We start from the raw sequence: 14,650 nt of genomic DNA on the forward strand, positions 1-14,650 counted from the left end.
CCTCATGTCCGGCGGCGGGCGCTGCAATTTCACCAACCTGTACTGCGAGCCGGGCAACTTCCTCTCGGACAATCCGCACTTCTGCAAGTCCGCCCTGGCGCGCTACAGCCAGTGGGACTTCATCGGCCTGGTGGCCAAGCACGGCGTGCCCTATCACGAGAAGAAGCTCGGCCAGCTGTTCTGCGACCACAAGGCCAATGCCATCCTCGATCTGCTGCTGGCCGAGTGCGCCGAGGCCGGCGCCGAGATCCGCCTGAACACCGCGGTGCAGAGCATCGCCAAGACCGACGGCGGCTTCCTGCTGCACAGCGACCTCGGCGCGATCGCCTGCCAGTCGCTGGTGATCGCCAGCGGCGGGCTGTCCATCCCCACCCTCGGCGCCACGGGGTTCGGTTACCAGGTGGCCCGCCAGTTCGGCCACCAGGTGCTGCCGACCCGCGCCGGCCTGGTGCCCTTCACCATCACCGACCCGCAGCTCAAGACGCTGTGCACGGAGCTGTCCGGCACTTCGGTGGAGGACTGCCTGGTGAGCTGCAACGGGCAGAGCTTCAAGGAGAACATCCTGTTCACCCACCGCGGCCTGTCCGGCCCGGCGATCCTGCAGATTTCCTCCTACTGGCAGCCGGGCGACACCCTGCACATCGACCTGCTGCCGCATATCGACCTGCCCGAGTGGCTGGCGACCCAGCAGCGCGAACGCGGCGCCAGCGAGCTGAAGACCCTGCTGGCCGAGCTGTTCACCAAGAAGATGGCGACCCTGCTGGTGGACAGCTGGTTCGCCAACAAGCCGCTGAAGCAGTACAGCCCGGGCGAGCTGAAGGCGATTGCCGAGCGCCTGTCCGACTGGCAGCTGGTGCCGGCCGGCACCGAGGGCTACCGCACCGCCGAGGTCACCCTGGGCGGCGTCGACACCCGCGAGGTGTCGTCCAAGACCCTGGAATCGCTCAGGGTGCCGGGGCTGTACTTCATCGGCGAGGTGCTCGACGTCACCGGCCACCTCGGCGGCTTCAACTTCCAGTGGGCCTGGGCCTCGGGCTACGCCGCCGCGCAGTACGTCTGAGGCATCCGCCAACGCGGTTTGCCGCCCTAGGGTGCGCCCTGCGCACCAATGCCCCAAGCGCAGCCTAGGGCACGAGCAGGGAACCGCCGCGGCGGCACGGACTCTGCTACAACAAGCACCTGCGCCCCTCGCACAAGGACAGTCCGCCCCATGACCCTCGACCAAGGCCTGATCTTCGCCATTCTCGTCGCCAGCATGGGGCTGTTCATCTGGGGCCGCTGGCGGCATGACGTGGTCGCCCTCGGCGCCCTGCTGGCCTGCGTGATCGCCGGTCTGGTGCCGGAGCGCGAGGCCTTCGTCGGTTTCGGCCACCCGGCGGTGATCACCGTGGCCTGCGTGCTGGTGCTCAGCTACGGCCTGCAGAGCAGCGGCGCGGTCAACCGCCTGGCCCAGCACCTGCTGCCCGGCAACGCCGGGGTGCTGGCGTCGATCGCCGCACTGACCGGGCTCGGCGCCCTGCTCTCGGCCTTCATGAACAACGTCGGCGCCCTCGCCCTGCTGATGCCCATCGCCCTGCAGATCGCCGCGCGCCTGGAGCTGCCGCCCGGCCGGGTGCTGATGCCGCTGGCCTTCGGCACCATTCTCGGCGGCATGACCACGCTGATCGGCACGCCGCCCAACCTGATCGTCTCCAGCTTCCGCGCGCAGCACGGCGCCGGCCCCTTCGCCATGTTCGACTTCAGCCCGGTGGGCGTGGCGGTGGCGCTGGCCGGCGTGCTGTTCATCACCCTGCTCGGCTGGCGCCTGGTGCCCAGGCGCGAGGTGGGCAACGCCGCCAGTTTCGACACCGGCCGCTACCTCACCGAGGCGCGCGTCAAGGACGGCGGCAAGGCCCAGGGCAAGACCCTGCGCGAGATCGAGCAACTGCTCGACGAGGCCGACGCCCAGGTGGTGGCCATGGTGCGCAACAAGCTGCGCCTGAGCGCGCCCAACCCGCGCCGCGTGCTGCAGGCCGACGACGTGCTGGTGATCGAGGCCGAGCCCGAGGAACTGGGCGAGGTGCTGGGCCAGCTGGACCTGCTGCTGGAAGCCGAGCGCGAGGCCAAGGAGGCCGAGCAGCAGCGCCAGGAGGATGGCGCCGAGCCGGAGAGGAAGGAGGGCAACGGCGAGGAGCGCGCGCTGCAGGAACTGCTGGTCAAGCCCGACTCGCAACTGATCGGCCGTTCCGCCAGCAGCACCCGCCTGCGCAGCCGCTACGGCATCAACCTGCTGGCCATCTCGCGGCAGAGCCACCGCTCGATCAAGCGCCTGCGCTCGACCCTGATCCAGAGCGGCGACGTGCTGCTGATGCAGGGCGGCGCCGAGGACATCGGCGAATTCGCCAACGACTACGGCTGCGTGCCGCTGGCCGCGCGCGCCATCGTGATTCCCGACCCGCGCCAGGCCAACCTGGCCCTGGGGGTGATGCTGCTGGCCATCGCCGCGGCCGCCTTCGGCCTGCTCTCGGCGGCGGTGGCCTTCGCCGCCGGGGTGCTGGCCTACATGCTGCTGCGCCTGATCCCGCTGCGCGCGGTGTACGAGGCCGTCGACTGGCCGGTGATCGTGCTGCTCGGCGCGCTGATCCCGGTGGCCGGGGCCATGTCGGAAAGTGGCGCCGCCGACCTGCTGGCGCGCCTGCTGATGGAGCACCTGGCGCAGGGCAACGCCATCGTCACCCTGACCCTGCTGCTGGTGGTGACCATGACCCTGTCGGACTTCATGAACAACGCCGCCACCGCCGCGGTGATGTGCCCCATCGCCCTCAGCGCCGCCAGCCAGCTCGGCGTCAGCCCCGATTCGCTGCTGATGGCGGTGGCCATCGGCGCCTCCTGCTCCTTCCTCACCCCCATCGGCCACCAGAACAACACCCTGATCCTCAGCCCCGGCGGCTTCCGTTTCGGCGACTACTGGCGCCTCGGCCTGCCCCTGGAGATTCTCGTGGTGCTGGTCAGCGTGCCGCTGCTGTTGTGGGTCTGGCCGCTGTAGGCGCTTGTGCAAAGGGCGATCATGAAGCCGGGGTAACACCCAGTACCACATCGAAGCGCGCCACCTGCTCGTCGACCTGCCCGGTCACCGGCACGAAGGGCACGATCAGCAGCTCGCGCAGCTGCGGGTCGCGGATCGCGTTGAGCAGGCCGTCGCGGCGGTTGCCCGGCTCGCCGCGGATATAGCACTGGGTGGCGAAGCGCGGCAGCCCCGGCAGGGTCACCGCCAGGTGGATATGCGGGGTGCGCCCGGGATAGGCCACCGGGCGAATGGTGCGAAAGCGATAGCGGCCGTCGGCGCCGGTGGTGAAGCGGCCGTAGCCCTGGAAGCCGGGGTCGCGGCGCTGGCGGTCGCCGCCGCGACTGTGCAGGTAGATGCCGTTGGCATCGACCTGCCAGATTTCCACCAGCGCGCCCGCCAGCGGCTGGCCGCGGCCATCGAGGATCAGCCCGTGCAGCTGCACGCGGATGCCGCGCGCTGGCTCGGCCTGGCCCTCGACCTGCACCAGGTCGTTGTCGCGATCCAGCGGCAGCTGGTCGGGGTAGAAGGGCCCGAGGGTCTGCGCCGGTGTCAGCAGACGCTCGGCCAGCACCAGCGCCGGGCTGGCCAGCAGGGCGCCGCCGGCGGCGAGCAGCAGATGGCGACGGCTGATCTCAGACATGGCGCGCCCCTCTATGGCAAGCCCTGTCATGCAGTGTAGTGCGCCCTGCCAGGTGCGCCGCCTCCGGCCTAACCCAACGGGCGCCAGGGCATGCCAGCCCAAGGCGCCAAACAGACAATCAATCGGCAAAACGAGGCTTGGGGGGCAGGCGTTCCGTCCAGGCGAAGCCCTGCAGGAACCCCGTATAGGGCTTGGCCAACGGATAGTCCAAATCACCCCGTTTGCTGGTACTCAGCTTGAGTTCGCCGAGCAATTCCACCATTTTCAGGCCGGCGCCCACGCCGTCGATCACGGGCACTCCAAGCGCCTGACTGAGCGGTTCGGCCAAGTGGCTCATGCCGGCGCAACCGAGGACGATAGCGGCGGACTCATCACGTTCCAAGGCCTCGAGGCAGGCGGCGTGCATCAGAGATTGCAGGCCTTGCGGCTGTCCATCCAGAGCCAGCACCGGGATGTTCACCGCGTGAATGCCCCGGCAATGCTGCGCGAAGCCATAACGCTCGACGAGATGGCGAGCAATGACCTTGGTACGGCTCAAGGTCGTCACGATGCTGAACCCGGTCGCGAGCCAGGCTGCCAAGTGCATCGCCGCCTCGGCCATGCCGATCACCGGATAGCGGGCGACTTCCCGCGCAGCGAGCAGGCCCGGGTCGCCAAAGCAGGCGATCACATGCCCTTCGGCACCCTCGCGCTCACCGTCACGAATGGCCTGGAGCAAGCCTGGCAGGCAAAGCGCCTCGTCGTAGTGGCTCTCGATGGAGCTCGGTCCCGCGCCATTGGTCACGGCCAGCAACTGGTTGCCGGGGTGCAGCAGATCTCGAGCGACCTCGGCCAGGCGGGCAGTGATGGCGGCACTGGTGTTCGGGTTGATCAACTGGATCTTCATCGCTGCGCTCAGCTCTCGATCAGGTGCTTCAGCGGGTGGTAGCCGGTCTTGAGCTTGTCGGCCGATTCGAGGATGGCGTTCTGGATAGCGGCCAGGTGGAAACAGGTCAACTCGATGGCGGCGTTCTGGTTGCCGGCCTCGATGAACTCGATCAGCCGCAGGTGCTCGTCGTCACGACAGGCGTCATGGCGTTCGTCGTCCAGCGCCGCGGCGTAGAGAGAGGCGCGGGAGATGAGCTTGCGGAACCAGTCCAGCAGCACCGGGTTGTGCAGCGCCATGGCCAGCTTGATGTGGAATTCGCCCAGCAGGTGGATGAGCCGCTCATGGTCATGCTCGCGCCGCGCCGCCTCCTCCAGCAGCAGATGCTCACGCAGATTGCGCATGGCCGCCGCGTCACGCCGCCGACACAGCTCGGTGACGATGCCGATCTCGATCAGCCGCCGGGTCTCGAACAGTGAGCGGATCTCCTCGTCGCTGGGCAGCGAGACCCAACAGCCCTTGTTCGGCTCGGAGCTCACCAGTCCATCGGCTTCCAGTTGCTTGAGCGCCGCCCGCACCGAAGTGCGGCTGACGCCGAACAACCCCGCCAGGGAAGCCTCGCCCAGTTTCATGCCGGGTCGCAGCGAGCGCTTGCTGATGGCCTGGTAAACCCCCTGATAGACCCGGTCCACCATGGTTTCCAGCTTCTTGTCGGTCATGGTCACTCCATTGTTGCGCTGAACGGCCTGCTTCGGAGGGAGAGATTCCGCCAGAAAAAGCCTGTTGCGCAATCAGCTTAAACGGGCTATTTGTAGATTGCATTCAATTTTTGCATACAAAAACAAAAGGTGACGCACCAAAATGAAGCGCGAATCGTCCATCGAAGTGCAACGCGTCAGCAAGCGCTATATCGACGACCCTGAAGTGGCCCCGGCGCTTGACGACGTTACGGTGAGCATCCGCCCCAACGAGTTCTTCACCCTGCTCGGCCCCTCGGGCTGTGGCAAGACCACACTGTTGCGCAGCATCGCCGGCTTCGAACAACTCAGCTCCGGCAGCATCCATATCGGCGGACAACGGGTGGACGAGCTGCCGCCGTACCAGCGCCGGATCAATACCGTGTTCCAGAACTATGCGCTGTTCCCTCATATGACGGTGGCCGAGAATGTCGCCTTCGGCCTGGAGATGCAGGGCCTGGCGCGCGCTGCCATTCCCGTGCGGGTGCGGGAGATGCTGGCACTGGTACAGATGGAACACCTGGCCCGCCGCCGCCCCGCCGAACTCTCCGGCGGCCAGCAGCAACGCGTGGCCCTGGCCCGTGCGCTGGCACCGCGCCCGGACGTGCTGCTGCTGGACGAACCCCTCTCCGCGCTGGACCTCAAGCTGCGCAAGGAAATGCAGGTGGAGCTCAAGCGTGTGCAGCAGGAGGCGGGCATCACTTTCATCTTCGTCACCCACGACCAGGAGGAGGCGCTAACCCTGTCGGATCGCATCGCCGTGATGGCCAGCGGCAAGATCCTGCAGATCGGCACCCCCAGCGAGGTCTACGAGCGACCGCAGCACCCCTTCGTCGCCCACTTCATCGGTGACATCAACTTCCTCCCCGGCCAGCTTCGCCAGTGCCCGCAGAACGGTCGCCTGTTCCGCCCCGATGGGCTTGCGGTGGACATTCCCTGCACCAACGACGGCGACTCCCTGGCCGGCCGCGCGCAACTGGCGTTCCGTCCGGAGCGGTCGAAGCTGGTGGCTCCGTCAGAACCGCACCACCTGCGCGGCGTGGTCGAGGCCGTGCTCTACATTGGCACGGCCACGCTCTACCAGTGCCGGCTGGCCAATGACGTGAAAGTGATGCTGCGCGAAAGCAACGAAGGCGCCACCGGCGCCCGTCCCGTGGGCTCGCCCGTGGCGGTGCATCTGCCGCCCCACGCCTGCCTGCTGATGGAGGCCTGAGATGAGCGTCAGCGCCACCTCCCCCAGCCTCAACCGGCTATTGTTGCTGTCGCCGGTGCTGCTCACCCTGCTCTGCCTGATCGCCATTCCATTGGGCATCATGGGCTACATCAGCCTGCTGCCGCGCAACCTCTATGGCGGCGTGGACTGGAGTGCCGACTGGCAGTGGCACAGCTACACGCAGCTGTTCTTCCAGGAAGACTTCGACGGCAACCTCGAACTGAACTGGGTCTACGCCCAGGCACTGCTGCGCTCGGTGCTGCAGGCCGGTGGCACCACGCTGCTGTGCTTCCTCGTGGGCTTTCCCGTGGCCCTGTGGATGACCAGCCTCAGCGAACGTTCGCGCAACATCATGGTGCTGCTGATCACCATCCCGTTCTGGACCAACCTGCTGATTCGCAACTACGCCTGGCTGATCATCCTGCGCGAGCACGGCTGGCTGGCACAGAGCCTCAATGCGCTGTTCCCGCAGGCCGGCGGCATCACCCTGCTGTACAACGATTTCGCCGTGGTCGTCGGGCTGGTCTACAGCTTCCTGCCGTTCATGATCCTGCCGATCTACTCCACCCTGGAGAAGCTCGACTGGCGCCTGGTGGAAGCCGCCTACGACCTCGGCGCCAACCGCTTCAAGGCACTGCGCCGGGTGATCCTGCCGCTGTCCATGCCCGGTGTGGTGGCCGGTGCGCTGCTGGTGTTCGTGCCGAGCCTGGGCGCCTTTATCACCCCTGCCATCCTCGGCGGCGGCAAGACGCTGATGATCGGCAACCTGATCCAGCAGCAGTTCGGCACCGCGCGCAACTGGCCGCTGGGCAGCTCGCTGTCCTTCCTTCTGCTCGGGCTGATGCTGCTGACTCTGGTGCTCTACGCCCTCTACGCCAAGAAAGCCGCCAAGGCCGTCCGCCAGGGAGCCCGCTGATGATTGCCTCTCACCTGAAGAAGTTGCCGCTGACCCGCGAAACCAGCCTGCTGGTGCTGGCCTACCTGTATCTGCCGATCCTGGTGCTGATCGCCTACAGCTTCAACGCCAACCGCACCGCCACGGTGTGGACTGAGTTCTCCTTCGCCTGGTACGGGCGCATTCTCGCCAACCCGTCGATCCAGGCGGCGGCGCTGAACTCGGTGATAGTCGCCAGTATCGCCACCGTCTGCGCCACCACCATCGCCCTGCTCGCGGCGCTGGCCACCTACCGGCCCTTCTACGGGCAGAAGATGGTGGAAGGCGGCATCAACCTGCCGCTGATCCTGCCGGAGATCGTCACGGCGGTGGCCACCCTGCTGCTATTCATGGCGCTCGGCATAAAGCTCGGCCTGCTGACGGTGATCATCGCCCACATCGGCTTTTGCATTCCGTTCGCCTACCTGCCGATTCGCGCGCGCCTGAACGACCTGGACAAGAGCCTGCTGGAAGCGGCGGGCGACCTCTACGCCAACCCCTTCCACACTTTCCGCCGGGTGACCTTGCCGTTGCTGTTCCCGGCGGTGCTGTCCGGCGCAGTACTGGCGTTCGTGGTCAGCCTGGACGACTTCATCATGACCTTCTTCGTCGCCGGCCCCGGTGCGACCACGCTGCCGGTGTACATCTTCTCGGCCATCAAGGCCGGGGTAACTCCCGAGATCAACGCAATCTCGACCCTGATGCTGGTGATTTCCATCGTCCTGGTGGTGCTCTCCTTCTGGCTCGGCCAGCGAGGCAAACCCACCGCCTGATCCTTTGCTCCATCTCTGCCCAACCTGTTCTTCAACCGGAGAAAAAACAATGAAGTTGAAAGCATTGCGTCATGGGGTAACCGGTCTGACCCTCGGCTTTTTCGCCGCCGTCTGCGCCCAGGCGGACGAACCCAAGGAACTGTTCTTCTACAACTGGACCGACTACTACCCGGTGGAACTGCTGGCCAAGTTCGAGAAGGAGACCGGCATCAAGGTCACCATGGACGGTTACGACAGCAACGAAACCCTGCTGGCCAAACTGCAGGCCGGCGGCGCCGCCTACGACGTGATCGTGCCGTCGCACTCGATCATGCGCACCCTTATCGAGCAGGGCTACCTGCAGGAAATCGACGCGCCGAGCCTGCCGAACTTCACCCATGTGAAGCCGGCCTTCCGTGATCCCGAGTTCGACCCCGGCCGCAAGTTCTCGGCGCCCTACCTCTGGGGCACCACTGGCTTCTCCTACGACAGCGCACGGGTGCCGGGCGGCAAGCTGGACGACTCCTGGAAAGAATTCTTCGAGCCGCGTCCCGAACTGCAAGGCCAACTCGCTGCGCTGGATACGCCGAGCAGCCTGATCAACGCCGCCAGCCATTACCTGGGCGTGGATGAATGCAGCGAAACCCCGCAGGACGCCAAGCGCATCCTCGAGCTGCTGCAGAAGCAGAAACCCTTCCTGAAGATGTACAGCTCCGACAATACCGTGGACCGCATGGCCTCGGGCGAGGTGATCATGATGCAGAACTGGAACGGCTCCACTGCCCGCGCCACGCTGCAGAAGAGCAGCATCAAGTACGTCTACCCGCGTGAAGGCGTGGCCATGTTCCAGGACAACTTCGCCGTGCCCAAGAGCGCGCCGCACCCGGGCAACGCCAAGGTCTTCATCGACTGGATGATGAAGCCGGAAAACGCTGCTGCCGTGTCCAACGCCATCGCCTATGCCAACGGCATCGACAGCGACGCGCTGCTGGACCAGAAGTGGCGCGTGATGGACGCCATCAACATGCCCGACGCCTACGCCGAGCGCCTGCGCCCCGAGAAGGAGTGCAGCAACCAGGCCCGCGAGCTGCAGGACCGCATCTGGTCCAAGCTCAAGGGCTGACGCCTTTGGGCCTTTGTAGGATGCGGTGGAGCGCAGCGAAACCCATCCTACGTTTGTCCACCTTCATGCGTTGAGATGCCCCCATGACCGACACTTACTGGCTGCGCAACGTCCGCCCCTTCGGCGGCGCGGCTGAAGACTTCCTCATCCAGCACGGGCGCTTCGCCGAGCGCCGCCCGGCCAGCGCTGCACCGTGTGCCGACGGTGATATCGATGGCGCCGGCCAACTGATGACCTGCGCCCTGGTGGAAAGCCACATCCACCTGGACAAGACCCTCTGGGGCCAACCCTGGCGCCCCAACAGCGCCGGCCCGACGCTCAAGGACTACATCGCCAACGAGCGCCGCGTGCTGCGCGAGGTCACCGCGCCCATCGCCGAGCGCGCCGGCGCGCTGCTGGAAAACTGCATCGCCCGTGGTTCGCTGACCATGCGCTGCCATGTGGATATCGACCCCGAATTCGGCCTGCGCCATGTGGAGGCCATGCAGGCCCTGCGCGAGCGCTACCGCGACCTGATCGACCTGGAGCTGGTGGTGTTCCCGCAGACCGGGCTGGTCAGCCGCCCCGGCACCGCCGAGCTGATGCGCCAGGCCATGGGCCTGGGCGTGGAGAACGTCGGCGGACTCGACCCCTGCGGCATCGACAACGACCCCATCGCCCAGTTGGACATCGTCTTCGGCCTGGCCGCCGAGTTCGACCGGGGCGTGGACATCCACCTGCACGACAAGGGCGAACTGGGCCTCTGGCAGATCGCCCGCATCGCCGACTACACCGAGCGATTCAACCGCCAGGGCCGGGTGATGATCAGCCACGCCTATTGCCTGGGCATGGCGCCCTGGAGCCAGGTCAAGCCGCTGGCCGAGCGTCTGGCTGCACTGGATATTTCGCTGATGAGCTCGGCACCGGCCGACTGCTCAGTGCCGCCCTTCCTCGCCCTGCGCGAAACCGGCGTGAACCTCTGCCTGGGCTCTGACGGCATCCGCGACGCCTGGTCGCCCATGGGCAACGGCGACATGCTGGAGCGCGCCATGCTGCTGGCCTTCCGCTTCGATCTGGCCAAGGACGACGAGCTGGCCGCCGCCTTCGATGCCGCCAGCCAGAATGGCGCCAAGGCCCTCGGCCTGTCGGAACACGGCCTCACCCTCGGTGCCCGCGCCGACTTCCTGCTGATGGATGCACAAAGCCTCGGCGAAGCCGTGGTGGCGCGGCCGACGCGCCAGGTGTATCGCGCCGGCAAGCTGATAGCAGCCCAGGGCCGCCTACTGGAGCGCCGTCTGTGAATACGCCGCGCATCGGCCTCAAGGCCAGTTGCGTGGTGGGCTTCGATGGCACTCGCCACGTGCTCTGGCGCGATGGCGAGGTGATCATCGAAGGCGCCCGCATCCTCTTCGTCGGCCGGGGCTTTCCCGGCCCGGTGGATCAGTGGATCGACTACGGCAACGCCCTGCTCGGCCCCGGCTTCATCGACCTCGACGCCCTGGGCGATCTCGACTCCACGGTGCTGTGTCTCGACAACGGCGACGAGGCCGCCATGGGCCGCATGTGGTCGGCGGACTACCTCGCCCGTGGGCCGAAGGAGAGCTACCGCTTCGAAGAGGAAGTCTTCAAGTACCGCTACGCCTTCACCCAACTGATCCGCAACGGCATCACCACCGCCATGCCGATCACCTCCATGTACTACCGCGAGTGGGCCGAAACCTACGACGAGTTCGCGGCGGTCGCCGGTGTTGCTGGCGAGCTCGGCCTGCGCACCTACCTCGGCCCCTGCTTCATGAGCGGCATGCAGTACCTGCGCGCCGACGGCAGCCTCGCCGAGCATTGGGACGAACCCCGTGGCCTGGCCGGGCTGGACGCCGCCGAGCGTTTCTTCCGCGACTTCGACGGCGCTCACAACGGGTTGATTCGCGGCGCCCTGCTGCCGGACCGCATCCAGACCTGCACCCCAGCGCTGCTGCAACGCACAGTTACCCTCAGCCGCGAATTGACCGCTCCGGTGCGTCTGCACTGCTGCCAGGGGGCTGGCGAAGTGGCGCTGGTGAAAGCGCTGCGCGGCAAGGCGCCGCTGGCCTGGCTGGAGGAGCTGGACCTGCTCGGCCCACGAACGCTGCTGCCCCATGGCATCTACATCGAAGGCGACGACGACCTCGCGCGCCTGGCCAACAGCGGCAGCAGCCTGGTCCACTGCCCCGTGGTGTTCGCCCGCGACGGCGAAGCGCTGGACTCCTTCGGCCGCTACCGGGCCCACGGGGTGAACTTCGCCCTCGGCACCGACACCTGGCCGGCAGACCTGCTGGAGAACATGCGCCAGGGCCTGAACATCGCCCGCCTCAAGGAAGGTGGCAGCGCGCAGACCAGCGCCCTCGACCTCTACAACGCCGCCACCCTGGGGGGTGCCCGGGCACTCGGCCGCGACGACCTGGGCCGGCTGGCACCGGGCGCCTGCGCCGATATCACCGTGTTCAGCCTCGACGGCCTGCACCTGGGGCCGCTGTTCGACCCACTGAAGAACCTCGTCCTCGCCGGCCGCGGCGACGACTGCATCGCCAGCTGGATCGGCGGCCGCTGCGTGATGGACGGCGGCCAGGTCAACGGCGTCGATTATCGCGACCTGCAGCGTCAGGCCCAGCGCCAGTACCACAGGTTGATGCGGAGCCATGCCGACCGCGCCTTCGGCCAGCCCGACTGGCGCGACCTGTTCCAGCCGGCCATTCCCTTCGCCGATGCCTGGAGCGCAGAACACCCGCTGTGCGCCTTCGCCAGCGAACCCGACCGATAACAAGAGATAACGCCATGCTGAGCTTCGACTTCGCCCAACTGAGCCCGCGCGAGAAATACAAGATCCTCATCGGCAGCGTGGTGCCCCGGCCCATCGCGCTGGTCACCACAGTGGACGCCGAAGGCCGTGCCAACGCCGCGCCCTTCAGCTTCTTCAACGCCCTGTCCGCCGACCCGCCGATCCTCGCCCTGGGCGTGGAGAATCACGCCGACCTGACCCCGAAGGACACCACCCGCAACATCCTGCTGAACCAGGAGTTCACCGTGAACATCGTTTCCGACGCGCTGGTGGAGGCCATGAACGTCTGCGCGGTGCCCTTCGAACCCGGCTTCGACGAACTGCTCGCCGCCGGGCTCACCGCACTGCCCGGCAGCCGCGTCGGCTGCCCGTACATTGCCGAAGCGCCGGTCGCCCTGGAGTGCCGGCGAATGATGGGCCTGTCCATCGGCCAGTCGCGGGAAATCATCCTTGGCGAAGTATTGATGGTGCATGTACGCGACGAGCTGATCGACCCGAAGACGCTCTATATCGACCAGCTCGGTCTGGACGCCATCGGCCGCATGGGCGGCCACGGCTACGCCCGCACGCGGGACTACTTCGATCTGCCGACCCGCTCGTTGCAGGCCTGGCGGGAACGGCCGGGCGGTGGAGAGCGGCGCTGGCCGGGAGCCGAGCCAGCGCCATAGCGGCCAGCGCCACGAGCACGCCCCGCTACAGGTGCTCCAGCACCCCGGCCGCCGACTGGAACGGCAGGCCGTGGGCCTCGGCGACGCTGCCGCAGGTGATCACGCCCTTGGCCACGTTGAGCCCATTGAGCAGGTGCGGGTCTTCCTCCAGGGCCCGCCGCGTGCCCTTCTCGGCGAGGGCGACGACGAACGGCAGGGTGGCGTTGTTCAGCGCCAGGGTCGAGGTGCGCGCCACCGCGCCGGGCATGTTGGCCACGCAGTAGTGCACCACCTCGTCGACCACATAGGTGGGCTCGGCGTGGGTGGTGGCGCGCGAGGTCTCGGCGCAGCCGCCCTGGTCGATGGCCACGTCCACCAGCACCGCGCCGGGGCGCATGTGCCGCACCATCTCGGCGCTGATCAGCTTGGGCGCGGCGGCCCCGGGGATCAGCACGCCGCCGATCACCAGGTCGGCGGCCAGCACCTGTTCGCGCAGCGCGGCGCGGGTCGAGTAGAGCGTGGTGATGCGGTTGCCGTACAGCGCATCGAGCCGGCGCAGGGCGTCGACGCTCTTGTCCAGCACCGTGACGTCGGCGCCCAGGCCCACCGCCATGGCCAGCGCATGGCTGCCGACCACGCCGCCGCCGAGTATCACCACCTTGCCCGGGGCCACCCCGGGCACCCCGCCGAGTAGCACGCCACGGCCGCCGCGGGCCTTCTCCAGGCAGCTGGCGCCGGCCTGGATCGACATGCGCCCGGCCACCTCGGACATCGGCGCCAGCAGCGGCAGGCGCCCCTGGCCGTCGGTCACCGTCTCGTAGGCGATGCAGGTGGCGCCGCCGGCCATCAGCTCGTCGGTCTGCGGCCGGTCCGGGGCCAGGTGCAGGTAGGTGAACAGGGTGTGGTGCGGGCGCAGCTTGGCCCGCTCCACCGCCAGCGGCTCCTTGACCTTGACGATCAGCCGCGCCTCCTGGAACACCTCGCCGGCGACCTGGGCGATCTGCGCGCCGGCCTGGCGGTAGTCGTCGTCGGAGAAGCCGATGGCGGCGCCGGCCTGGGTCTCGACCCAGACCTCGTGGCCCAGCGCGGCGAGCTCGGCCACCGATTGCGGGGTGAGGCCGACGCGGTACTCGTGGTTCTTGATTTCCTTGGGCACACCGATGCGCATAGCGACCTCCGCTGGAAGGACCCGTTGCCTTCTCGAAGTCTAGAAAAGACCTGGCAGTCGGCCATCTGTTTTCGCCAGGTTTTTCAGGGAATAGTCCTGCGCCGGGCGGCTATTTCTTCACCTCGGCGATGCCCTGCAGCAGCTCCACCGGCAGCGGGAAGACGATGGTCGAGCTCTTGTCGCCGGCGATATTGCTCAGCGTCTGCATGTAGCGCAGCTGCATGGCGCCGGGCTGGCGGCCGAGCATCTCGGCGGCCTGCATGAGCTTTTCCGAGGCCTGCAGCTCGCCCTCGGCGTGGATCACCTTGGCCCGCCGTTCGCGTTCGGCCTCGGCCTGCTTGGCGATGGCGCGCACCATGGACTCGTCGAGGTCGACATGCTTGATCTCGACGTTGGCCACCTTGATGCCCCAGGCGTCGGTCTGCGCATCGAGCACCTGCTGGATGTCGACGTTGAGCCGCTCGCGCTCGGCGAGCATCTCGTCCAGCTCGTGCTTGCCGAGCACCGCGCGCAGGGTGGTCTGCGCCAGCTGGCTGGTGGCGATGTGGTAGTCCTCGACCTGGATGATCGCCTTCTGCGCGTCGAGCACGCGGAAGTAGACCACCGCGTTGACCTTGACCGAGACGTTGTCGCGGGAGATCACGTCCTGGGTCGGCACGTCCAGCACTATGGTGCGCAGGTCCACCCGCACCATCTGCTGCAAGCCGGGGATGACCAGGATCAGGCCCGGG

14 protein-coding genes are annotated in these 14,650 nt (G+C 67.3%); 9 read left to right on the forward strand and 5 right to left on the reverse strand.

Annotated features, from left to right (window positions below):
* Both N878_RS24395 and N878_RS24400 read left to right on the forward strand, forming a co-directional pair.
* A partial coding sequence (locus N878_RS24395) for an NAD(P)/FAD-dependent oxidoreductase (protein WP_021446100.1) occupies positions 1-1,060 on the forward strand: 1,060 nt, incomplete at its 5' end.
* A gap of 150 nt (positions 1,061-1,210) precedes the next feature.
* Positions 1,211-3,025, forward strand: a complete 1,815-nt coding sequence (locus N878_RS24400; RefSeq protein ID WP_021446101.1) for an SLC13 family permease — start codon at positions 1,211-1,213, stop codon at positions 3,023-3,025.
* A gap of 19 nt (positions 3,026-3,044) precedes the next feature.
* On the opposite strand, the gene N878_RS24405 is transcribed toward N878_RS24400, so the two are convergent.
* From N878_RS24405 to N878_RS24415, 3 genes are all read right to left on the reverse strand, one after another.
* Complete coding sequence (locus N878_RS24405) at positions 3,045-3,686, reverse strand: protocatechuate 3,4-dioxygenase (RefSeq protein WP_021446102.1); 642 nt, start codon at positions 3,684-3,686, stop codon at positions 3,045-3,047.
* A 118-nt stretch (positions 3,687-3,804) separates the two neighbouring features.
* Entirely contained in the window at positions 3,805-4,572 is a 768-nt protein-coding gene (locus N878_RS24410) for an aspartate/glutamate racemase family protein (protein WP_021446103.1), read from the reverse strand.
* Between the two features lie 8 nt (positions 4,573-4,580).
* A complete protein-coding gene (locus N878_RS24415; RefSeq protein WP_021446104.1) occupies positions 4,581-5,270 on the reverse strand; it encodes a GntR family transcriptional regulator in 690 nt (229 codons plus the stop codon).
* Between the two features lie 142 nt (positions 5,271-5,412).
* Between N878_RS24415 and N878_RS24420 the strand changes: the two genes are divergently transcribed.
* From N878_RS24420 to N878_RS24450, 7 genes are all read left to right on the forward strand, one after another.
* Positions 5,413-6,501: an ABC transporter ATP-binding protein gene (locus N878_RS24420; protein WP_021446105.1), complete on the forward strand. Its 1,089-nt coding sequence runs from the start codon at positions 5,413-5,415 to the stop codon at positions 6,499-6,501.
* Position 6,502: 1 nt separating this feature from the next.
* A complete protein-coding gene (locus tag N878_RS24425; protein ID WP_021446106.1) occupies positions 6,503-7,417 on the forward strand; it encodes an ABC transporter permease in 915 nt (304 codons plus the stop codon).
* Positions 7,417-8,208, forward strand: coding sequence for an ABC transporter permease (locus N878_RS24430; protein WP_021446107.1), 792 nt, complete (start codon positions 7,417-7,419; stop codon positions 8,206-8,208). The genes N878_RS24425 and N878_RS24430 overlap by 1 nt, the downstream gene beginning before the upstream one ends.
* Before the next feature lie 49 nt (positions 8,209-8,257).
* A complete protein-coding gene (locus tag N878_RS24435; protein ID WP_021446108.1) occupies positions 8,258-9,310 on the forward strand; it encodes an extracellular solute-binding protein in 1,053 nt (350 codons plus the stop codon).
* Positions 9,311-9,393: 83 nt separating this feature from the next.
* Entirely contained in the window at positions 9,394-10,590 is a 1,197-nt protein-coding gene (locus tag N878_RS24440; protein ID WP_021446109.1) for an amidohydrolase family protein, read from the forward strand.
* Positions 10,587-12,086: an amidohydrolase family protein gene (locus N878_RS24445; protein WP_021446110.1), complete on the forward strand. Its 1,500-nt coding sequence runs from the start codon at positions 10,587-10,589 to the stop codon at positions 12,084-12,086. Before N878_RS24440 ends, N878_RS24445 begins: the two co-directional genes overlap by 4 nt.
* 14 nt (positions 12,087-12,100) lie before the next feature.
* Positions 12,101-12,772 (forward strand): flavin reductase family protein, encoded by a 672-nt coding sequence (locus N878_RS24450; protein ID WP_021446111.1) that lies wholly within the window; start codon positions 12,101-12,103, stop codon positions 12,770-12,772.
* 25 nt (positions 12,773-12,797) lie between these two features.
* Here N878_RS24450 and ald read toward each other — a convergent pair whose 3' ends face one another.
* A complete protein-coding gene (gene ald, locus N878_RS24455) occupies positions 12,798-13,919 on the reverse strand; it encodes an alanine dehydrogenase (RefSeq protein WP_021446112.1) in 1,122 nt (373 codons plus the stop codon).
* Between the two features lie 109 nt (positions 13,920-14,028).
* Positions 14,029-14,650, reverse strand: a 622-nt coding sequence (locus N878_RS24460) for a slipin family protein (RefSeq protein WP_021446113.1), incomplete at its 5' end; no start/stop codon positions are given.

The organism is Pseudomonas sp. EGD-AK9, assembly GCF_000465935.2.
Lineage (GTDB): Bacteria > Pseudomonadota > Gammaproteobacteria > Pseudomonadales > Pseudomonadaceae > Aquipseudomonas.